This is a genomic window from Streptomyces virginiae (assembly GCF_041432505.1).
In the GTDB taxonomy this organism is placed as follows: domain Bacteria; phylum Actinomycetota; class Actinomycetes; order Streptomycetales; family Streptomycetaceae; genus Streptomyces; species Streptomyces virginiae_A.
On record NZ_CP107875.1, the window covers coordinates 1 to 20,576 of the forward strand.

The 20,576-nt window shown below is 70.3% G+C and carries 23 protein-coding genes; 14 read left to right on the plus strand and 9 right to left on the minus strand.

Features of this window, described 5'->3' with window-relative positions:
* Nucleotides 1-1,288 precede the first annotated feature (1,288 nt).
* A complete protein-coding gene (locus tag OG624_RS43350; RefSeq protein WP_371641000.1) occupies nucleotides 1,289-1,567 on the plus strand; it encodes a hypothetical protein in 279 nt (92 codons plus the stop codon).
* Between the two features lie 235 nt (nucleotides 1,568-1,802).
* Here OG624_RS43350 and OG624_RS43355 read toward each other — a convergent pair whose 3' ends face one another.
* Together OG624_RS43355 and OG624_RS43360 are read right to left on the minus strand one after the other, a co-directional pair.
* The gene (locus tag OG624_RS43355) at nucleotides 1,803-2,039 is read right to left on the minus strand and encodes a hypothetical protein (RefSeq protein WP_371641001.1); all 237 of its coding nucleotides are present in this window, start codon (nucleotides 2,037-2,039) and stop codon (nucleotides 1,803-1,805) included.
* Nucleotides 2,040-2,117: 78 nt separating this feature from the next.
* Nucleotides 2,118-2,947 (minus strand): IS5 family transposase gene (locus OG624_RS43360; protein WP_371640932.1). Its coding sequence is split into 2 segments (ribosomal slippage): nucleotides 2,118-2,635 and nucleotides 2,635-2,947, totalling 831 coding nucleotides; the frame shifts between segments, so codons are not numbered across the junction.
* Nucleotides 2,948-3,337: 390 nt separating this feature from the next.
* On the opposite strand from OG624_RS43360, the gene OG624_RS43365 reads away from it, so the two are divergent.
* The gene (locus OG624_RS43365; protein WP_371641002.1) at nucleotides 3,338-3,529 is read left to right on the plus strand and encodes a hypothetical protein; all 192 of its coding nucleotides are present in this window, start codon (nucleotides 3,338-3,340) and stop codon (nucleotides 3,527-3,529) included.
* Between the two features lie 387 nt (nucleotides 3,530-3,916).
* On the opposite strand, the gene OG624_RS43370 is transcribed toward OG624_RS43365, so the two are convergent.
* From OG624_RS43370 to OG624_RS43385, 4 genes are all read right to left on the minus strand, one after another.
* Nucleotides 3,917-4,867 (minus strand): ATP/GTP-binding protein, encoded by a 951-nt coding sequence (locus OG624_RS43370; protein ID WP_371641003.1) that lies wholly within the window; start codon nucleotides 4,865-4,867, stop codon nucleotides 3,917-3,919.
* Entirely contained in the window at nucleotides 4,861-5,379 is a 519-nt protein-coding gene (locus OG624_RS43375; protein WP_371641004.1) for a hypothetical protein, read from the minus strand. The genes OG624_RS43370 and OG624_RS43375 overlap by 7 nt, the downstream gene beginning before the upstream one ends.
* Nucleotides 5,380-5,973: 594 nt before the next feature.
* The gene (locus OG624_RS43380) at nucleotides 5,974-7,527 is read right to left on the minus strand and encodes a hypothetical protein (protein WP_371641005.1); all 1,554 of its coding nucleotides are present in this window, start codon (nucleotides 7,525-7,527) and stop codon (nucleotides 5,974-5,976) included.
* A 375-nt stretch (nucleotides 7,528-7,902) separates the two neighbouring features.
* Nucleotides 7,903-8,658, minus strand: a complete 756-nt coding sequence (locus OG624_RS43385) for a GntR family transcriptional regulator (RefSeq protein ID WP_371641006.1) — start codon at nucleotides 8,656-8,658, stop codon at nucleotides 7,903-7,905.
* A 470-nt stretch (nucleotides 8,659-9,128) separates the two neighbouring features.
* Between OG624_RS43385 and OG624_RS43390 the strand changes: the two genes are divergently transcribed.
* The 8 genes from OG624_RS43390 (at nucleotide 9,129) to OG624_RS43425 (ending at nucleotide 14,250) form a co-directional block, all read left to right on the plus strand.
* A complete protein-coding gene (locus tag OG624_RS43390) occupies nucleotides 9,129-9,533 on the plus strand; it encodes a WhiB family transcriptional regulator (protein ID WP_371641007.1) in 405 nt (134 codons plus the stop codon).
* On the plus strand, nucleotides 9,530-10,249 hold the full coding sequence (locus OG624_RS43395; RefSeq protein ID WP_371641008.1) for a hypothetical protein: 720 nt from the start codon (nucleotides 9,530-9,532) through the stop codon (nucleotides 10,247-10,249). The genes OG624_RS43390 and OG624_RS43395 overlap by 4 nt, the downstream gene beginning before the upstream one ends.
* Nucleotides 10,246-10,704, plus strand: coding sequence for a hypothetical protein (locus tag OG624_RS43400; RefSeq protein WP_371641009.1), 459 nt, complete (start codon nucleotides 10,246-10,248; stop codon nucleotides 10,702-10,704). Before OG624_RS43395 ends, OG624_RS43400 begins: the two co-directional genes overlap by 4 nt.
* Nucleotides 10,701-11,831, plus strand: a complete 1,131-nt coding sequence (locus tag OG624_RS43405) for a hypothetical protein (RefSeq protein ID WP_371641010.1) — start codon at nucleotides 10,701-10,703, stop codon at nucleotides 11,829-11,831. The genes OG624_RS43400 and OG624_RS43405 overlap by 4 nt, the downstream gene beginning before the upstream one ends.
* 202 nt (nucleotides 11,832-12,033) lie before the next feature.
* A complete protein-coding gene (locus OG624_RS43410) occupies nucleotides 12,034-12,174 on the plus strand; it encodes a hypothetical protein (RefSeq protein WP_371641011.1) in 141 nt (46 codons plus the stop codon).
* A complete protein-coding gene (locus OG624_RS43415; protein ID WP_371641012.1) occupies nucleotides 12,174-12,308 on the plus strand; it encodes a hypothetical protein in 135 nt (44 codons plus the stop codon). The genes OG624_RS43410 and OG624_RS43415 overlap by 1 nt, the downstream gene beginning before the upstream one ends.
* Nucleotides 12,305-12,460, plus strand: a complete 156-nt coding sequence (locus tag OG624_RS43420; RefSeq protein ID WP_371641014.1) for a hypothetical protein — start codon at nucleotides 12,305-12,307, stop codon at nucleotides 12,458-12,460. Before OG624_RS43415 ends, OG624_RS43420 begins: the two co-directional genes overlap by 4 nt.
* Before the next feature lie 119 nt (nucleotides 12,461-12,579).
* The gene (locus tag OG624_RS43425; RefSeq protein WP_371641015.1) at nucleotides 12,580-14,250 is read left to right on the plus strand and encodes a DUF2637 domain-containing protein; all 1,671 of its coding nucleotides are present in this window, start codon (nucleotides 12,580-12,582) and stop codon (nucleotides 14,248-14,250) included.
* 152 nt (nucleotides 14,251-14,402) lie between these two features.
* On the opposite strand, the gene OG624_RS43430 is transcribed toward OG624_RS43425, so the two are convergent.
* Nucleotides 14,403-15,155 carry a hypothetical protein gene (locus OG624_RS43430; RefSeq protein ID WP_371641017.1) on the minus strand — a complete coding sequence of 251 codons (753 nt, stop codon included), beginning with the start codon at nucleotides 15,153-15,155 and terminating at the stop codon, nucleotides 14,403-14,405.
* Nucleotides 15,155-15,889 carry a ParA family protein gene (locus OG624_RS43435; RefSeq protein ID WP_371641018.1) on the minus strand — a complete coding sequence of 245 codons (735 nt, stop codon included), beginning with the start codon at nucleotides 15,887-15,889 and terminating at the stop codon, nucleotides 15,155-15,157. The genes OG624_RS43430 and OG624_RS43435 overlap by 1 nt, the downstream gene beginning before the upstream one ends.
* 407 nt (nucleotides 15,890-16,296) lie before the next feature.
* Between OG624_RS43435 and OG624_RS43440 the strand changes: the two genes are divergently transcribed.
* The 4 genes from OG624_RS43440 (at nucleotide 16,297) to OG624_RS43455 (ending at nucleotide 18,930) form a co-directional block, all read left to right on the plus strand.
* Nucleotides 16,297-17,127, plus strand: coding sequence for a hypothetical protein (locus tag OG624_RS43440; RefSeq protein ID WP_371641019.1), 831 nt, complete (start codon nucleotides 16,297-16,299; stop codon nucleotides 17,125-17,127).
* A 163-nt stretch (nucleotides 17,128-17,290) separates the two neighbouring features.
* Nucleotides 17,291-17,446, plus strand: coding sequence for a hypothetical protein (locus OG624_RS43445; RefSeq protein ID WP_371641020.1), 156 nt, complete (start codon nucleotides 17,291-17,293; stop codon nucleotides 17,444-17,446).
* Between the two features lie 231 nt (nucleotides 17,447-17,677).
* Nucleotides 17,678-18,235 (plus strand): telomere-protecting terminal protein Tpg, encoded by a 558-nt coding sequence (gene tpg / locus OG624_RS43450; RefSeq protein ID WP_371641021.1) that lies wholly within the window; start codon nucleotides 17,678-17,680, stop codon nucleotides 18,233-18,235.
* 500 nt (nucleotides 18,236-18,735) lie between these two features.
* A complete protein-coding gene (locus tag OG624_RS43455; protein WP_371641022.1) occupies nucleotides 18,736-18,930 on the plus strand; it encodes a hypothetical protein in 195 nt (64 codons plus the stop codon).
* 421 nt (nucleotides 18,931-19,351) lie between these two features.
* On the opposite strand, the gene OG624_RS43460 is transcribed toward OG624_RS43455, so the two are convergent.
* On the minus strand, nucleotides 19,352-19,570 hold the full coding sequence (locus OG624_RS43460) for a hypothetical protein (protein WP_371641023.1): 219 nt from the start codon (nucleotides 19,568-19,570) through the stop codon (nucleotides 19,352-19,354).
* Nucleotides 19,571-20,576: the final 1,006 nt, after the last annotated feature.

Here is a 20,576-nt window from a genome sequence, read left to right on the forward strand (position 1 = left end):
ACCCTGAGCGCTGGCGCGCTCAGGGAGTGACGCCCTCCGCTTCGCTCCGGGCTGGCTTCGCTGACGCTCCGCCAGACTCCCGCGCAAGCGCGGAGTCGAAGGCCGCAAGCGGCCTCGCGGAAGGCCTTCGCTGACGCCTCCGGCCCGTGGTGGCGCTGACGCGCCACCACATGTCCGCGCAAGCGCGGACATCGACGGGCCTTACGGCCCGTTGGGGTGTCCGCTTACGCTCCCACCCCTGGCCCTTCCGGCTACGCCTCCAGGACCTGGGCCCGCTGGCGCGGGCCAGCCGGCGGCGGTGAAGGGGTGGGCGTGGTCCGTCGGGTGCCGGCCCGGGGGCTTGGGGGTGCCGATGACAGTCGGCCGCGGGGGACGTCGAGTGCGGGAGGGGTGCTGCCGAGGGGGTTCCGCATCATCGGATGCATCACATCGTGGACTGTGTAGAAACCCGAGAAACCTGCCACCACCCCCAGGGGTGAAAGCCCCACCAAAGCGGGCCGAGCACCCGGAGCACGGACCCCGAGCGGATGCCGGGATTCTATCCCTGAGCGCCCCTGACGGACCGTCTACAGCCTCGTGAACTGCGGCAACCTCCCCAGGGCCAGGCAGGTCGAGAACGGTCCTCACGAGAGCACACAGAGCCCCGGCAGTTGAAGGCAGGGGGCCGAGCCCGCTGATACACATCTATCTGACGCAACGTCAGGAGTCCCTGACAAATTCAGTTGGTCGTATCTCTCAGGCCAGCAAAAAGTCGGAAATCCAAATTCTGAGGCTTCAGAGATTCACTCAAACTTGAATTCAATTACCTGGAGTTGAAATTCTCATATCATCTTCCTATTGGCGCGTGTGACCTTTCCCACGCAACTAAGAATTGACCGAGAGGAAGAGTTGCCGACTGAATGAACGCCACAGGGGACCGGCTGGGCGCGCTCCGGCTGCAAGGTACCCATGGGGCCTGTGCTTCGTAGGCCCCTGAACTGGGCCAACGTCAGGATGAGTTGCTTTGCACCCAATCGTTCCAACGAGACATACGTCTCTTCCGGCCAACTGGCGTGTCTCGTCTGCGACGCGCCGAGACTCCATACCTCACCTGCGCAAACACCCTTACGCAGGGCGCAAGTAGAGGCCGTTTCTCCTCGATGCACTCAGTTGAGCAACGGGGCTCTCGTGGTGCCTGATTGGACACACCTCGGACGACCCGTCCGAGGCTAAGCAGCGGGCCTGTCCTGCCCGGAGATCTTTGCCGGGATCAAGGCAGGGCAGGCCCGAGAGGCCAAGGAGGCCGTACTTGACCGTACACATCCCCTCCGTCGGGGCAGCAGCCTTTGTGATGAGCGTCCTAGTGGCGTACTTCGTCTTCAAGGCATCGCGACGGACGCACCCGGGGCCGCCCGGGGCCGGCGACCTGGTCGGCGCAATCACGGCCGGAGCAGCGGTGTTCGCCGTCCTCTACACCCTGCTGGGCACCAGCCTCACGACAGATCCGACCCGCGAGGCAGGCCCCGCCGAACCCGCTCCCCCTGTGAGCAACACCACCACACCCACCCCGGCCCCCACGGCCAACTAGGTGACGGGCGGCCCCACCACGGGCCGCCCATGCTCATCGGTCACCGGGAATCCCAGCGGACACAGCGAAGCGGGGCCGCCACCGGTCGGTGGCGGCCCCGCTCGGGGTGGTCAGGGAGTGCTCACAAGGGTGCTCACGCCCGGCGGGGTCACAGGGCCACGTCGATGTAGTCGATGTCCGTGAACTCCACCTGCAACCCGTCCGCGCGGCTCCCGCTAGCGGGTGCCCTGGTTCGTCAGCGGCGGCGCAGGGCGAGCGCCACGCCGAACGCGGCGGCCAGCGCCGAGGCCACCCCGCCCACGGCGCCGATCGGCCCGGCCAACGAGCGGTGAACCACGCACAGGTAGCCGGTGGCGCCCAGGACCAGGACGACGACGATCCCCACGAGCAGGAGCACCACAGGGTCGGTGCCCGGCGCGGGCTGCTGCGGGGCCGGCTGGTGCTGGGGCTGCTGTTCGATGGTGGCGGACATGGGGGGGTTCCCTCCCGTTGGTGGTCTGCGGACGATCCGCAGACTGCGGCGCGGAACACCTAGGTTCTGTCTCTTTGGTCAGCGTCGTGCCCAGATGAGGATGGCGGCGAGGTGGAGTGCGGCCTGGTAGGCGATGGCGAGCTTGTCGCATCGGGTGGCCAGGCCGCGCCACTGCTTGAGCCGGTTGATGCAGCGTTCGACGGTGTTCCGCTGCTTGTAGACCTCAGCGTCGAAGCCGGGCGGGCGGCCGCCTCGGCGTCCTCGTCGCAGGCGGTGGCCGACCTGGTCGGACGGCTGCGGAATGACCGCACGGATCCCGCGTCGTCGCAGGTGGGCCCGGATGGCGCGTGAGGAGTAGGCCCGGTCCGCGAGCACGGCCAACGGCCGTGTCCGGGGCCTGCCCGGCCCGCCTCGCGGCACGCGGATGCGGGACATGACCGCTTCGAAGGCCGGTGCGTCGCCGGCCTGGCCCGCGGTGACGGTCAGGGCCAGGGGTCGTGCTCGGCCGTCTGCGGCCAGGTGGACCTTGGTGCTCAGGCCGCCGCGTGAGCGTCCGAGGGCGTGGTCGGCGGGCTCGTCGCGGCCTTCGGCCCCTTTTTGCGTGCTCCGGCGGAATGCTGGTGGGCTCGGACGACGGTGGAGTCGACCGAGACGGTCCAGTCGATGTCGTCAACGGCGTCCGCGGCCGCCAGGACCGCGGTCAGGATCTCCTGCCAGGTCCCGTCGACCGCCCATCTGATCAGCCGTCTGTGGGCGGTCTGGAACGGGCCGAGCTCGTCGGGCAGGTCTCGCCAGGGCGAGTTGGTGCGGTACTTCCAGGCGATGGCCTCGAGGGTGCGGCGGTGGTCGGCCCACCGCCTGCCGCGGACCGGATCGGCCGGCATCAGCGGCTCGATCCGGTCCCACATCGCATCAGTGATCACTAATCGGACGGACACATCCGATCAACTGACCAACCCATCAAAGAGACACGCCCTAGCCCCGCAACCCCTGGTGTCGTGGCCGGGCGGCCAGACAGCAGGAGGGCGGCGCGAGGTTTCGCCGGACACCACGCTGCGGGCCAGATGGGATCCATTCGATAGCGCTGACGTGCAGGAACTCCCCCGATCCCCCGCCAGAAAAATCTTGAATAAGGGGGGTGCGTGTGTAGGCGGACGAACTTCCTGGGCTCCTCGGGCTATTGAATGGCCGCCCGGCGGGGCGTACGGGGCCCACCTTCCCGACCGCAGGTGGCGCCGGGGAAGGGGTGCCGGTTCCCCCGTTCAAAAGGGGAACCAGGCATAGGCCAGACTCACGGGATGATCGAGCGCCGCCCCCTGGGCACCGGCCCCCGCCCCACCACACCACCCACAGCCGCCCTGCGCGGCCGTCTCGCTGCCGAACTTGCCCCCGCCGAGCAACAGGGCCACCCGCCAACCACAGACGGGCAGGACGCGTCCGGGGCGGCCCGGCGCCCGCTGGGCACCGGGCCGATGCCGACGGACCGCTGACCGGGGTTGCATGCCTTACACCCGATCGTGCCGCGCAGTACGCCGGCCATCTCGTCGCCGGGCACCGCCGCGTCCGCCCGACGGCTAGCCCGGCCCCGTGCTGGTGACGAGGACCTCTATGTCCGGCTGACGCGTACATAGAGGTGTCGTCACGGGAAAACGGCTTGCCCACCGGCCCCCACCTGCGCAAACGCCCATGATCCCAAAACCGGGGGTCCCACCGCCGGTCACACCTGCGGTGCAACCCCTAGTGCACCTCTACGTGCAACCCTCCAGCCCCCTTCCGGTGCAACCGTCACCAGCCCCACGCAGCAGCAGGCTTGCCCAGCTTGTGGGGCGACGTCGCGGCCGCGGTGGTGACATCACCGGAATTCTCCCCACTGCAGGTCAGGGCACGTTCAGGACCTGGAGCTCGCCGATCGCCAGGCTGGTGGCGCTCTGGCGGGTGGTGGTGATCGTGCCGGTCTGCCCGGCCCCCGACCAGGCCACGTCCCACGTCGTCGTCGCGGTGACCGGGTAGCGGCCGTCCGACGATGTGGCGCTGGTGCGCGTGTACTTGTGCCCGCACGTCGGGGACATCTCCTTGCCCCGGTCCGGGGTGTACGGGGTGCCGGGGCCCGTGCAGGTGATGGTGGCGCCGTCGCCCATCGACCACACCACCGTGCGGACCGTGGCGGTCGCCGTGACCATGACCGAGCCCGCCGACGCCGTCGCGGTCGCCGGTCCGGTCCGGGTCGGGCCGGGCTTGTTCCACATCCACACCGGCAGCCCCACCAGCCCCTTGCCCTCAGGTTTGGGCACGATCCCGATGTCCGGGCCCTCGAGGCGCAGCCGTTCCACGGCTTGCCGGGCGAGGGCCTGGACGTCGACGCCGCCACCGGCCGGGCCGGTCGCCGACCAGCGGATCCCGCCCCGCACGTCCCCGCCGCGCGGGCAGGTCACCAGGTAGAGCCGGCCGCCCGGGTCGCCGGGTTTCCAGCCGGGCGGGGCGCCGGTGTCGAAGCCGGGCGGGAGGCCTCCGGCAGGGCCGTCGGTCGGCTTCCAGTAGCAGGAGTCCGCCGCGTTGAACGTGCCCATCTCCGGGGTGGAACAGGGCACCTCCTCGCCGTCGATCGCACACGTGGGCAAGCCCCCCTCGGAGGGTGGCTTGCCCGGCCCCTCCCCAGGCTTGCCCACAGGGGGCTTGCCCGGGTCGTGAGCTGTGACGTCGCAGTCCAGATCCCTCGGCGGGCAGACCACGCCGCCGCCCGGATCGTCCGCCACCGCCGTACCCGGCACGATCGCCGCGAGCAGCGCGACGGCGACCGTGGCGGCCGCGTTGAGCCGACGGGTCAGCACGTGCGGTCCCGCTCGATCGTGGACGTCCAGACCAGCCACGGGCCGGAGCCGGTGCGTTGCAGGCCGGAGGTCACCACGTGGCGGCGGGGGCCGGACGGGGCCGCACCGGCCGGGTTGCCGTCCTTGTCGACCTTGTCGTAGCCGGTGGAGTCGACGCAGTCGGAGACCACGGCGCGGCGCGGGTCGCCGGTGGTGTCGAGGGACTCGACCGCCGCCGTGTGGGTCGGCTGTCCCCGCATGCGGGTGCCGCGTTGCTGGTACCAGAACAGCGTCGCCTTGACGTCCGCCAGCGCCTGGTCGGTCGCGTACCGCTCGACCTCGGGATCCAACGTCCCGGAGGCGTACGTGCGGACCTCGGCGGCGCCCATGCCCGCGTACGCGGCCAGCACCGCGGCCTTCTCCGCCGCCTGCGGATCCGCAGGCGCCGAGGCCGACGCCGCCGCCGTGGGTGCCTCAGCCGGCTTCCCGTCCGACCCGCCACCGCCACAACCCGTCAGGATGACCGCCGCCATCCCAACACCCGCAACCCGTAACACCGCTCGCCGCACCAGACCTCCCGAAATCCGTGATCACGCCACGCTAGAGACCACACCCCCACCAGCCCCACGACAATCCAGCCACACCAGCCCCAGGGGGGTAAGTCCAGGAAGTCACCACCCGCAAAACCCATCCTGACCAGGGACGATCCGTAAAAAGTTCGCAGGACGGCTCCCCCTCAGATTCCCCGGCAGCCTCCCCCCGAGGTTCCCCCTCAGCGTCCCCGGCAGGTTCCCCCGCCAACGACCGCACGCCGGCGGGCCGGCTCCGCCGGATCCACCCCGCCGAACCCTGACCGCGCGGCGGTTACCGGTTACCGGTTACCGGCCCCGCAGGCGCCGGGTTCGCGCTGCTCAGGGCGGATCGGACCACATTCCGAGCCGGTAACCGGTAACCCGTAACCGTGTCCCGGCCCGCCCCGGGACCGCCTCCGGATCCGCAGGAATGCCCGTCACCCGAGCACCGCCCGCAACAGGAGGCCGCAGACGGCCCGCTGAGCGCCTTTCAGAAACCGACCCGACCCATGGGGCCGAAGTCGCCTCCGAAGCGCTCAGCAGGGCGTACAGCGGCTACAACGGAGCCGTGGCGGGCTGATCCTGTGGCTGTTGGGCGTAGGCGGCCAACTCCGGGTGCTCCCAGGCCAGCTGCTCACGCAGGCGCCGGGTCTCCTCGACCTCGGCCACCCGCCGAGCCCGCACGGCCGCGCTCTTGGTCGCTTCCCGCTCGGAGTGCTCGGCGTACGCGTCGTCCAGCATCTGCGCCCACTTCGCGGCTGCCTTGGCCCGCTCGGCCTGGGCGACGTACTCGGCGTCCATCTCGGCCCGCAGGCCGGCCGTGGCCCGCTCGATCGTCTCGGCCTCGGCCTGGTCGTGGCACTTCCAGCACAGGCCGTCCTGGGGCCGGGTGCCCTTCCCCGTCGCGTCGCAACCCTCGCCCTCGCAGTCCCACCACACTGCGGCCGGACCGGCCTCCCGGGGGCCTGGCACGATGCCCTGCCGCCGCGCGGCCCGGCGCGCGGCCCGCCGCTCCTCGCACTTCGGGCAGACGTCCTGCGGGCCGACGTGGATCCGGGCGCCGTCCTCGCACATCGGGTCCGGGCAGTCCGTGGACGGGCGGACCAGGCCGACCGCCACACCGACCGGAGAGCCGATGCCCGTGCCGCCCGCGGCCGCGTCCATGGCGTAGCCGTGATTCCACCACCGCCGCCGCACCCGCTCCGCCAGCTGCTCCGCGGTCCGGCCTCCGTCCAGGGCGGCCAGGATCGTGTCCCGGATGACCACCGGCCGGTACTTCGGCAGCAGCGCGGCCAGGCCCTCGGGCCAGGCAGCCTCCACCGTGGCCACCGCGGCGGCCTGCTCGGACGACATCCGGGTGCCCCCGGTCTTGCTGGCCTTCCCCGACCGCGAACCCTGGTGCGGCGCGCCAGCGCCGGAGGACGCGGCGGAGCCGCCAGCACTGCCTCGCGCGCTACTACCCGCACCAGCCCTACGGGCGTCACCAGCGGCTCGCGCCGCAGGCGCTTGATCGTCTTCTGTTGTCTTCTGGCTAACAGTCTTCTTAGTGACTCCCGCGTTCCCCGACACCCGGGAATCGCGGGAGTCGGGGGCGACCTGCGCAATTGAATCGTTTTCGCAGGTCAGCCCCGACTCCCGGGATTCCGGGAGTCGGGGAACGGTGATGCTGAGCTTGCCCGAGGGCTTCCCCGCGAGCTTCGCCCGGCGCTTGGCGGCCGCGGCCAGGGCCTTGGGCGTCGGCTCGATCAACTGCACCTGCCGCACCTCCGGCTCACGCTCGACCGAGGCCAGGAGCGCGGACACCTCCGCGTCCGTGGCCGGGGTGTCGTAGACCACGACCTCCGTGGACCACTGGTTGCCCTCCCACGCCATGACGCGGATCTTCACGACGTAGCGGGCCACCTGGAGCAGCCCCATCGCGCCCGCCAGGCCGTCACGGCCGTACCCGTACTGCCGGGCGATCGTCGCCAGCTGGATGTCCCACCCGTCCTGGTGGCGGATCAGTACCGCAAGCAGCCCCAGGGCCTCTAGGTCCATCGCCACCGCGTCGTCAACGGTGTCGTTCGGGACCGCCGCGAACCGTGCCGGCCGCCCGCTGCGCTTCTTCACCTGGACACCCCCGCTCGGGTGGACCTGCCGCCGTGACCCAGGCCATGTGGTGCCTGGTGTGTCGTTCCACGTACGCTCATCAGTGAGCGCACCTCCCATTCTTTGCCGTGTGTAGGTGCTTCTCCGTCCCGGGCCGCGAACCCGGGGTGGACCTGCGAGCCCCGCCATCATGGCGGGGCTCGTTGTGTTTTATGCCATGAACCGCCTGTCGATTTCGTATCCGACAGGCGGTGAGTTTCTGTTCTGCGCTCTGCCTCAGTTCTCCTCTCCGTCGTGCAGACGGGAATTGGTCTGACGCGGAGAGGAGAACTGTTGGCGGATATGTGTTTTTGAGAATTCGCTAGAAAGGACTTCTCTGCACGCTCTCATTAACTTTCAGCCGATGATGTCGAGCGTGATTCGGTGGTGCAGTGGTGCAGTTGTCACGGTCACGTACAGCGTTTCCCCGTCCGGGGTCCGGGTGATATTCACGATCCGAAATCCGGGGCTCCCTTCCTGCATCCCGAGGGCCTCGGATGCAGCAGGGTCCATGGGCTCGGCTGTGATTCGGGCTTCGGTGCGGTCCACGTTCCACCCGAGCCAGTCAGCCACCCGGGTACCGTGCGGCGGCCGGATCGGAGGCGCGCCGACCGGGGCCAGCATCGGCGGAACGCCGTCGTACCCCTCCGGCCGTGCTGAGGCCACCGCGTACGCCAGCACGGTCACCTTGTGCTGTACCGGGATGCCGCCGACTCGGCGGACGCGGTGGCGCTCTACAACGTCCGTCCCCTCCGCGAACCCCCAGTCAGCCAGGGCGGCCGACGCGGTCAGTTGGCGTACCAGGTAGGTCTCCTCCGTGGCCTCGCCCCCGGAGCCGCTGGGCCGCCATGCCTCGGCGGCCGTGAGGTCCGGCGGGGCGTACGTGCCCAGGTGAGCGTCAGCAGACGGACCAGCGGCGACAGTTGTTCCGCTGCCGGCTGCGGTGCGGGTCAGACCCAGGGCGGACAGGACGGCGTACGCAGCGGAGGCCGTCTGCTGGCTCACTCCGTACTGCTCGGCCAGGTCGCGCACGCTGGGAAGACGGGCGCCGTAGGCGTGCTCGCCTGCCGCGATCCCCTTCCTTATGTCCGCCACGATCGCACTGGCGTTCATGTGTCACTCCTCCCGATCTGATGCGTCATTACAGGCTATCGGTGTCAAGGAGTACTCCCCCGGAGTGGAATGCGTCAAGCTACTTCCAAACCATCTTGACAGTTGGGGGGCGGATCTCTAACGTCATGTCACGTCAGCTGGTGCGGCCCCCGGTTGGAGCCAGGGGCCGCCTGTGCCGGGCGCATTGGAGTGCGCGCGGCGGGGCCCGACGTTGGAGCGTCGGACTGGCTGTCGGACCTACCCGTAGATGCGTGTAGAGAGGCCGACTTCGTGATGGTTGCAGAGGCGGGGCGCTGGTGGCGCCCCCGGCGGGGCGGGTGCCCTGCGGCGGTGGGGACGCGGACGGTTTTACCGTCACGGCGCTGCGCTGCTGGACTGGTTGAGATTCCCCAGGCGGCGCCGGAGGCGCTGGGTCTGGGTGGGGATGAGCTGCGGGTGCGTGCCAACCTGCGGATGCTCGGGGTGGAGCTGTGAGCGCGGTGCGCGGGGTTCCCCCGCTGCCGACGGGTTGGGTCGCGGCCCGTCCGGCGGACTGGCTCGACCGGCTGTGGGAGTACGAGGACCTGGCCCCCGCTCCGGCGGTGCGCCGGGAGCGGGCGGGCGGGCCGGCCTGCACGAGCGTGGACCCGGAGGTGTTCTTCCCGGAACCGTGGGAGCTGACCCCGGTTGAGCGGGAGGCGTCCCCGGCGGAGCGGGAGGCGCTGGCGGTGTGCGCCGGGTGCCCGGTGCAGTCCTGGTGCCTGGCACGGGACCTGGAGCAGTGCTCCGCCCCGTCCAAGGTGCTCGGGGTGCGTGGGGGGCTGCGTCAGTCGGAGCGTCGGGCGCTGCACGTGAAGCTGTTCGGCAAGCGGCCGCGGAACGGGGCGCAGTCGTGAGCGCCACGGCTGCGGCCGGGAAGGCCGCCCGCTCGAAGAAGCGCAGGCAGAAGCACAGCAACAGCGCGGAGGCGGCTCCCGCTGCGGCGAAGCGGTTCTCGCGGTGGGGGTGGCTTGCCCGCAGCGGCGGCGCCGCTGCTCCGGCCGAGAAGGCAACGCGCTCGAAGAAGCGCAGGCAGAGGCACAGCAAGGGGGCGGTGGCTCCGGCCGCGATGGTGGCGGCGGTGCAGGCGTCTCGCTGGCGGTGGCTGGGCTTCAACGGGAGCGCGGCCGCGGTCGGGCACTCGCTGCTGTGGGCCGCTGCTGATGACCCGATGGCGGGAGCGGAGTTCATGGGCCGCGCGATGACCTCCCTGGTCCCGCTCGGCGTCACGGTCGCCGTGGTCGGTGGCGCGTACGTGGGGTGGAAGGCCGGCGGGCTGCTGCGCGGCCTTCCGGGTCTGGCCGGTCTGGCCGCCCGCCCCGTCGGTGCGCTCGGCACGGCGCTGTGGGCGCAGGGCACCGGTCCCCTGATCTCGGACGGCATGGCGGCCCTGGCCCCGTGGCCGGTGCTGCTGGCCCCCCTCGCGATTGCGGGCGCGTTCGGCGCCGTGTGCTGGCTCTACCTCGAGCGGCATGCCGCCGGCTGGACGGCGCCGTTGCGGTGGGCCGCGCGGGTCCCGCTCGCCACCGTCACCGTCTCCTCTCTCCTCTACGCTCCGGGAGCGCTGCTGTGACCTCGACTCAGATCATCGCCACGGACGTGGTCCTGGCCGCCGGGCCCGTGTTCGGTTCGGTCGGTATCTCCGGCCTGGCCCTGGCGAGCGGGCTGCTGCTGTTCCTCGGCGTGCGCGGCTCTGACCGCATGAAGTTGGACCGCGACAAGGCGGGTGCGTGGGGCATTGCGTTCGGCACGCTGGCCGTGGCGGCCGGTGAGCTGTGGGGCGACGTCGTCAAGGGAATCTCGGAGGTGCCGACGTCGCTGATCCAGGGTTCCGGCCTGGGGAACATCGGCCTCGGCGGCGTCGCTCTGGCCCTGTCCATCCTGACGTTCGTGCCGAAGTGGAAGAAGCTCGTCTGGCCCGCGCTGCTGGGGATCTCGGCCGGGGTCATCTACGGCCAGGCCGGTGGTATCTGGGCGATCGGCGTGGGCCTGGTGCTCAAGCTCGCGAACATCGTGGGCGCGCTGTGAGCACCGGGGCGCAGGTCAAGGAGATCGTCCGGCCGGGGAGCGCGTACACCGCCCTGTGGTCAGGGTCGGTCGTGCTGGCCGGGTTGGTCTGCCGGTGTGGCGGGCGGGTGCTCGGGTGGGCCTGGGACGTGGCGAGCGTGGACACCGAGGCGACCGAGGCCGCGCAGTCCAAGGCGGACAAGGCGGCCCGGGCGAAGGCGTCCAAGGCGAAGGCCAAGGCCCGTAAGGCGGCCAAGGCGGACCAGGACGACGACGACCCGGAGGACGACGACCCGGAGGACGACGTCGAGGTGACGGCGCCTGCGGTGAAGCCGGTCCGCCGCCCGGTGCCCGAATCCCTGGGGCTGGCCGCGTTCGGGGGGCTGCTCGCCTCCGGCGCGGCCGGCACCGCGGGCACCCTGCTGTGGCCGTACGTGCAGCAGCTCGGCCCGTACCAGGGCGCACTGGCCACGGCCGGGATCCTGGGGTGGATGACGGCGGCGTGGATGCTCGCCCCCGCCGCGGCTCCGGCCGAGGACGGCCAAGAGCCGGACGACCAGGAGCAGCCGCAGGACGCCGAGGACGCCGAGGCGGCGGAACCAGTGCTCGACCGGGGTACGGCGCTGCTGTTGCACGTGGTGGGCGCGCTGGCCGAGGCGGAGGGCAACGGGCGGGCCGGGGTGCACCTGGACGTGGTGCTGGACTCCGTACCCGCCGGGCTGCTGCCGGAGGGCACCGAAGTGGGTGAGTTCCGCAAGTGGGTGGAGTCCTGCGGCCTGCCGACCAAGGAACTGGGGATGCGGATCAACAAGAAGTCCGTGACCCGTGTGGGAGTGAGGGTGGACGCGGCCACGGCGGCCCTGGGCATGTCCCCGGCGGCCCTGCTCGCCGCCCGCTCCCAGGCCCCCGTCCAGAACCCGGGGGAGACCCCCGCGGCGGCCGCTGCGGCCCCCGCCCGGGTGCCCGCTCAGTCGGTCGGGGAGGGGCCCGCCGAGGCGGCCGCCAGCACCCCCGCCGAGGGCCCCGTTCAGGCCTCCGCCAGCACCCCCGCACCGGCCGCTCTGCGGCTCATTCCCGGGGGGCTGCTGGACCCCGATTCAGCCCCTTCCCCGGCCCTCTCCCAAGGGCAGGCCCAGGGAGCCCGTTAGACCGGCCTATCGGCCATCTGACCTGCGGTTCTATCGGGCACCTAACGGGCCCTAACAGGACCCCTGACGGGGTCCCTGACACCCAGGACCGCCCCCCGAGAGGGGCCGGGAGCACCAAAAAAACGACCCCGAGGCGACCGACTTTCTTGGCAGTTGGGCGGTCGCCCCGGGGCTCCCCATCCATACGGACAGGAGTCCCATCATGGCACTTCGCAAGACGATGCCGATGGCGCCGGGTACCAAGCCCGACCCGAAGCACGAGACGGTCTACCAGCCCTCCCGCGGCGGCCACTTCCCCGCGCCGGCCAAGCCGGTCCCCGGCACCCCGAAGGACAAGCGCTGATGGCCCGCCACACGGCGCCGGTCTGCCACGGCCGCCAGATGAAGCTGGACAACAAGGCGCGTCAGTACACCTGCCGCAAGTGCGGCGGCTGGACCACCCGCCTGCTGGCCCTCGCCCTCGGGGGTGCCCTGTGAGCGCCGAAATGCAGGCTGCTGCCGCGCAGGCCGCCACCCAGGCCGAGGCCGCTCGAATCGCCGCCGAGGCGGCCGCCGAGGCCGCCCGCGCCGCGTCGGAGGCGGCCGCCGCCCTCGCCGCGAACATCGCGGCTCACCTGTCCGGCAACTGACCGACCGGCGTACCGGCCACGGAAGTGCACCCCACGAGGATGGGGCATCGCCACCGCGGCCCGCAGCACCATCCGGGCGGGACTCCGGTCCCGCCCGGCCCCTCAGCAGAAGGAGAGACATGACGACCACCATCGAGCCGGGCACCGTCCCGGCTCCGGTGACGGGCACGGTCCGGCCGGTCCCGGCACCGGCCTCCTCCGCCGGGCCGGACACCCTTCCGGTGAGCACCGGTGCCGCTCCGGTGGCAGCGAACTCGGCTCCGCCCGCGCCCCGGCCGTGGTCGGCGAAGGCGATGCGCGGCCTGATCGTCTCCGCCGGGGTGTGCGCGGCGGTGATCGCCGCGATCGGGTTCGCCGGCTCCTACGACGCCCTGTGCGGCCTGGCCGAGCGCAAGGGATTCGGCACCTACGCGCTGGTGTTCCCGATTGGCATCGACGCCGGGATCATCGCCATGTACGCGCTCGACCTGATCCTGGTCTGGCGCCGGATGCCCAAGCCGGTGCTGCGCCTCCTCGCCCACGTGCTGACCGTGGCCACCATCGTGTTCAACGCGAACGCGGGACAGCTCCCGCCCCGCCAGGACCCGCTCGGCGCGGCCATGCACGGCGTGCTGCCCGTCCTGTTCGTGGCCGTGGTGGAAGCCGTACGGCACCTGATCATCAAGACCAACCGCCTGTCCATGGCCGCCGAGTCGGACCGGGTGCCACTGCACCGCTGGGTGCTCGCCCCGCTGGCCACCCCCGCCCTGTACCGGCGCATGAAGCTGTGGGGGATCACCTCGTACCCGCAGATGGTGGCCATGGAGCGGGACCGCACCGTCTACCGGGCGTGGCTCCAGCACAAGTACGGCCGCAGCTGGAAGAAGGCGGCCGGCGCCGAGGCGATGCTCCCCTTCACCATGGCGCGGTTCGGCCTCAGCGTCGATGAGGCGATGGCCCTGCCGCAGGAGCAGAAGGACGCCGAGGCGGCGCGGGATGCGGCGCATGCGGCCGCCCGGGCCGCAGCCGCCGAGCGGGACGAACAACTCGCCCTGGACGAGGAGGAGCGAGCCGCCCGGGCGCGCGTGCGCCGGATGGAGATCGCCGCCGGTGTCGTCACGGCGGAGCACCGGATCGGGGCGGAGCAGACCGCCTCCGGGGCGGAGGCCCGCGCGGCCGAGGCGGCCGCCCAGGCGCAGGCTCAGGCCGCCGAGGCGACTGCGGCGGCCGAGGCGGACGCCGCCGCGCACGCCGCCAGGCTCGCGGCGGAGACCGCCTGCCGCGCGGCGGAGCGCGCAGCGACCGAGGCGGAACGCACCTCCGAACGCGAGGCGCAGGCCGAGAAGACGGCAGCCGAAGCCGAGTCGGCGGCCCGCGCAGAGGCGGCCCGCCGGAGCGCGGCCGAGGACCGCCGGAGGACCGCAGTTGCCGCGGCGGAGGCCGAGGCGAAGGAGCGGAGCGCCGCCGAGGACCGGCGCGCGGCAGCCGAGGCCGACCGGAACGCGAGGGCGGCGGCCGCCGACGCGGCCGCGCTGGCCGAGCGGACGGCGGAAGCCGAACACCGGGCCGCCGCCCACCGGGAGACCACCGCTCGCGCCGAGCTCGCCGCGCTCGAGGCCGAGGACCTTGCCCGACTGTCGATGCGGGAGCGGGCGGAACGACGCGTGGCCCGGATGATCCTCGCCGCCGGAGGCGACAAGGACGCCGTCCCGCTCGCCGAGATCGAGACGGCACTCGGTGTGGGACGCACGATCGCCAGCGAGCGCCGGCAGGCCGCCGCCGACCTGATCGCAGGCGGATACACCATGTGAGCGCACGCCAGAAAAGCAGCGGGGCCCGGGGCGCAGCAATTGCCCCGGGCCCCGCGCCCTGTTCTACCCCACAGCCCTCGGGGGTCTTCCCAGGAAGACCCCGGGTCTTCCCGTCACTTGGACGAAAAGACCCGGGGTCTTCCTCGGGGTCTTCAGCCGTTCTGCCCCAGGGCCCGCTGCCCGAGCTCGGCCTTGAGCACGGTCAGCTCGCGCATCAGCTCGCCGCAGGCCTCGAAGGCGCGGTCCGGGTCGCTGGCGCCGAGCCGGCGGAGCGCCGCGAGACTGAGCTTGGCCGGGTCGATGGCGGCGGCCGGCGGACGTGGACCGGACTCGACCTCGACCTTGTAGCCGAGCTTGACGGCCGCCTTCAGGAACCCCTGATAGGTCAAGTCCCCGATCCGCTCGGCCTCCTTCCAGCATGCGCGCGTGGCTTCGTCACCGTGGTCCCGCTGAACCGACACCAGCGGGCGCAGCGGCTTCTCCTGGAGCTGCCGCTTGGTCACCGACGCCAGCGCCCGCACGACCGGGCCGATCCGGATGACCTTGTTCATGTAGTCGGCGCCGTGGCCGTTGAGCGCCTTGCCCCAGGCATCGAAGGACGCCAGGCCGCTGTCCTCCCAGAGCCGCTCCTCGCGGACGAGCTCGTAGGCGCCGCTGGTCATCAGCAGGTACTGCTGCTGGATCCCCTCCGTCGCCGCCTGGGCCCACGCGTCGGCGAAGGTGATGGCGCCCTGACAGTGCGCCAGACGCTCGGCGCGATCGTTGCTCGCCGGCGCACGGAAGACCGGGATCTCGGGCTCGGCTGCCTGCCGCTGCGGCTGGACGGTCTGCTTCTCCGGCGCCACCCCGGTGCCCACCGCGGTCCGGCTGAACTGCTCGGCGATGCTCGTGCGCGTCCCGCCCATCAGACACCCGCCTCGATCTCGTCCAGCCGGTTCCCGGCCCCGCGAAGCCCGTGCTCCAGGGCGAAGCGGTAGAAGTCCTCCCGGGCCTGGAGCTCCACCCGGTTGTTGTTGTACTGGGTGACCACGCGCGTCGCGTTGGTGTGCACGCGGTACCGGCGGATGACCGTCCGGGCCACCGGCCAGCCATGGCTCTCGCAGAACGCGCGGGTGCCATCGACGTACGCCTGGCCCTCGGCCGGCGGCCAGTTGTTGATGACCACCTGGTAGGCCAGCCCCCGCGGCTTGAGCACCCACTCGATCGTCTGCCACGTCGGCTCGAAGGAGTCGGGCTCGGTCAGGATCGGCACGATGACGTCGTCCGCCTGCTCCAGGAGCGCGCTCAGCAGTCGCCCGTACCGGTCGTCACCGAGCGGATCCTCACCGGCCTCGTATTGCTCCGGCGTGATCTCGGCCCACCCCGGGGTGTCCACGAAGATGTGGCTGTAGGGGAGCTTCCGCAGGAGCTGGATGTTCTCCAGGTCCCCGGAGATGTCGAGGACGTCGAAGGGCTGCTCGACCAGCCGCGCCGCTCGCCACAGGGACGTCCCCTGGGGGTCGGCGGACGCGACCGCGACCGACGGACTCCCGTCGCCTCGCGGACCCGCGACATCGGCGCAGACCGCGCCCAGGTTCAGGGAGATCAGCGACTTGCCCACGCCGCCCTTGCGGTTCGCGACCACATGGATCTTTGCCATCGAAGGCCTTCCGTTCGCTTCACCGGCCCGCGGACGGACCGGCTACTTCGGTGTACGAAGAGCAGTCTGTCGCATCGGCCCTACCAAGAGGTGATGCCTCGCCCGGATGCCTCCCGGACCGGACCGGGGGAGACAAGACAGGTCGGAATGGCTCGGCAGGGCCGAGAGCACCCGAAAAAACTCAAGAACCCGAAGCCCGGTACCGATGGCCGGCGCGCGCTCACCCTCACTCCGGGGCACTCCGCAAGCCGCCTACCTTGTCCATCTTGATTGTCCTTCTTACAAGGGTTCCTATATGTCATCTTAACCTGGCGTCTTATGGCGACCTATCAACCGTCAAACGGAGATGGAGAGTTGCCGCAAATCAAGTTGTACACGCGGAACGATTCCATGCCATGCTTCAGCACATGGAGCTGACGACAGGACAGGAACCCGGGATTTCCGGGGAGGCCACGGAGCTGGACGCCGAGCAGAGCGGCCTGAGCCAGGGGAGGACGATCGAGCTGCTCCTGGAGCGGTCCAAGCGGGCGAACCGCACGGTCCCGATCCGGCGCACCTTCCTGCAGCAGGTTGCCCCGGGCTCCAGCAGCAACGAGAAGATTCCGGGGCCGCTCCGGACCTTGGTGAGCAAGAAGCAGGAGCGGCCGCTGGACATCTACCTGCTGTTGGCAGCGGTGACCGGAGCCGGGGACTACTCAGCGACGGACTGGTCGACGACCTGGGCCCGTTCGGTCGGGCTCTTCGACGAGAACACCGGCGGAGCGGCTGTCTCCAGGACCTGGAAGGCATTGAAGGACCTCAACCTCGTCTCGACGGAGCGGGGCGAAGGCCGCAAGACGAGGGTCACCAAACTCTTGGAGGACGGTACGGGCCTGCCCTACAGGAAGCCGGGCGACGGACCGTACTTCCAGCTGCCGTTCGAGTACTGGGGCGAGGGCTTCAACACCAAGCTGAGTCTTCCCGGAAAGGCGATGCTCCTGATCGCCCTCAGCCTGCGGAAGCCCGAGTTCGCCCTCGTGCACGCCAAGATCCAGGAGTGGTACGGCATCAACACCCAGACCGTCGCCAAGGGCATCGGCGAGCTCATCGAGCACGGAGCCCTGGAGAAGTCGGGGATGGAGCTGTACGAGACGCTTCACACGAGGTCCGGCAAGGGCTCCCGCCCGCTCTACCGGTTCCAGGCCCCGTTCATCCTCACCGGGCTTCCCATGCCCGCCAAGGAGACTTCCTCCGAGTAACAGGCCCGGAGGAAAAACAAGACCGCACCGCCCTCCAAGGTTGACGCCGAGAGGCGGTGCGGTCCCAAGTGCCGGTCTCACCGGCAGATTGTTGGTTGCAATGTCCACCTTAAACAATGCCCCCGTACACCCCCTCTCCCCCCGTCGGCGACTGCCTCGGGCCGTGCTGATCATCTTTGTCCTGGGCTTCCTCTGGACCGTCGACCCTGGATACGTCGACACGATTGCGACGTGGCTCGGCATCCTCGTTGTGCTGCTGCCCGCTCCGCGTCCCACGGTCTGCGGGCACCAGCAGCTGCCCGGAGTCGCCACCGCCTGATAACCGCAGGCAGCAAGGCCGGGGTGTGATTGCCCCGCAATCACACCCCGGCCTCTCGTCGCTGCCGCTGCTACACCGCACTCGGCTTCGCCAGGCAGGGCGCTCGATCCGCGAACGCGCCCGTCGACGCCCTGCACCAACCACACCAAGCCCTCGCGCATCCGCGAAAGCGTCCCCCCTGCTAGACGATCAAGAAAACCTTCCCAGCGCTGGGAAAGAATCGAGGACAGCATGGGCGTCGTCGGCGACAGCCTGGACCGCGCCTCGCAGGAGGCGTTCACCCGCCCCATCCCCAAGTCCGCGGGCGCACAGATGCGGTACCTGGTCCGGCAGTACAAGGGCTCCACCCGGGCCGTGGCCGGCTTGCTGGGGATCTCGCAGCGCACTGTGGAGCGGTACGTCAGCGGCCAGTTCCGCACGCCCAAGGCGCCCCTTGCGGCCCGGATGGAGACCGAGGTGCGTCAGCGCTGGCAGCCCCGCGTACGCCGATACGCCAGAGCGAAGGCCGCCCGGGAGACCGGGCTGACCATCGAGACCCGCGCCCGGTTCGGATTCACCGCCGCACCCGGTACTACGGACGACGGACGGATGCGCCGCCTCACCCAGCACCTCCCGCCCACGTACGCGAACCGGCTGCTCGCCGCCCAGGACGCCGGCGCCACGGAGGCCGACCTCCAGGCGCTCGCCGCCGAGGGGCTGCAGAACGTCTACTTCCGTGATGGGGGCGCCCGCGCCGACGGGTTGCTCGTGGAGTTCACCGACATCGACTACATCGACGTCGCCTTCTGACCCGACGCAGCATGCTCGGCATCGAGTCCATGGCCGTGCACCAGCGGGCGAACCTGCGGATCCACATCAACGGTGTCCTGAGCCGGCGACCTTCGCCCACGCGCCGTTTCGTGCGTCAGGTCATGATCAACAGCCGTCTTCCACATGTAGTGGTCGTCAGGTGTGCCGGATTCGAGAGACATGCAGGTCAGGGAGTTGGGGCTCCGGGAAAGTTCACCCCTTTATAGGAATAAAAGCTGTGAGAGGGGATGACATCCACCGTCCTCACCACGGGGGCCACGAAGGCGTTCTGACGTGCAGTTTCCCGCTGTGCCCCCCGGTGGGTCGCTCGGAGGCGCAACTGGTGTGCCAGTGCTCTCGATTGGGGGTGGCCCGCGCGGGGTCGATACTCTGGTTTCCACTCGTTCGGGTGTGTGTGCAGCTCCTGAAGCGCCGGGTTGCGGCGGTCCGTTGGGCCGGCGTTTCACCCGTTGCACACCGATCCGAATGGAGGGGCTCCCATGCCCGGTAAAGACGAAACGCCGTCCGACGAGTCGGAGGACGTGGAGCCGAACCCCGGGGGTGAGGGCAGCACCAAGCGCCTGCTGCTCGTCGGCGTGATCTCGGCCTTCCTGGCCGGTCTCGCGGACGAGGCCGCGCACTGGTTCATCCAGTTCGTGGTGTGGCTGTACGAGTTCCTCGTCAGCCGTCTGTAGAAGCGCGTCGCGCCCCCTGATGGATACGACAACATCAGGAGGCGCGGTCCCGGCAGTGTTCCCGCACTGTTCGGGTGGTGGTGCGCGTGTCACCCAGCGGTCTCTGCCCTTGTCTTTTCCCAGCCTGGGCAGGGGCCGCTTTTTTCGTTGTGGCGACGACCGGCCTCTTCCCCAGGCAAGGTCGCCTCCTCGCGGCGTACGCACCGTCCCTCTTCAGGCCCTGCTCAGGTTCGCGGACCGTTCCCCGTGCACGCGGGGATGCGACCCACCGAGTAGGTGCTGATGGTGCTCTGCGGGCCGTCCTCGTGTGCACGGGGAACGGTCCGTCGGGTTGGGGCGTACGCCATAACCCTTCCAACTGTAGCGAGAGTCGTCCACGAGGGTGGACATGGCGTCCACCCATCCGTGCGGATGCCTGCGGCTACGGGGGCGACTCAGCCCAGGTCTCCGGTCCTCCACCACGCCACTCGACCTGGGGGCCCGCGAAGTCGAAGGTCTCCGGGTCCTCCATGCCGGCCTGCGCGAGGAACGCGGTGACGTCCGAGAACTGATGAGCGATGCCGATGGAGTGCCCGTCCCACCGGACCCGCTGCCAGCCGTTCTCGTCTGGGGGATAGATGACCAACCGGGGTGTGGGCATACCCCACTCTCGTTGGCCCCCGCCTGTCAGCACTCCGTCTACGGCCAGGTGGGCGAGGTCACCAACTGGTTACCCCTTGCCGAGCATCTGAAGCACTTTGTGAACGATAGAGAGGCCGTAATAGATTGCGCCTAATGCGTAAAAGATTTCCATTCTTTATTTCTCCTTAATTTGACCAAGCTCGCCTCCTAGGGGGAATGCGACTTTCCTCTATTATATCATATATTCGACGCTATTGGCTAAATATAAGGCCTCGATAGGGTAGCGATTCCTTGGGAAATTCCTAATTCAGAGAATGCCTTATTCTGCCTCTTTGATGCGACCGATACTTTACCCGGAATGCATCTGACGTTTCGTCAGTTTGGTGTGGTGTGGTGCTTCGTGGCCGGTCCGAGGATGCTCGATGGTGCAGTGCGGGCGGGGCCGCGTATCGGGCATGCGCCATCATCCCTGCTGGTCAGAGCCCTACTGGGGGCGCTGCACAGCGGGTTGTGTTCGGGTCCCTCGGGTGTGCCCGAGGGACCCGAGGCCTCCTGGGGGTGGTGGCAGGTTTCTCGGGTTTCTACACAGTCCACGATGTGATGCATCCGATGATGCGGAACCCCCTCGGCAGCACCCCTCCCGCACTCGACGTCCCCCGCGGCCGACTGTCATCGGCACCCCCAAGCCCCCGGGCCGGCACCCGACGGACCACGCCCACCCCTTCACCGCCGCCGGCTGGCCCGCGCCAGCGGGCCCAGGTCCTGGAGGCGTAGCCGGAAGGGCCAGGGGTGGGAGCGTAAGCGGACACCCCAACGGGCCGTAAGGCCCGTCGATGTCCGCGCTTGCGCGGACATGTGGTGGCGCGTCAGCGCCACCACGGGCCGGAGCGTCAGCGAAGGCCTTCCGCGAAGGCCGCTTGCGGCCTTCGACTCCCGCGCTTGCGCGGGAGTCTGGCGGAGCGTCAGCGAAGCCAGCCCGGAGCGAAGCGGAGGGCGTCACTCCTGAGCGCGCCAGCGCTCAGGGT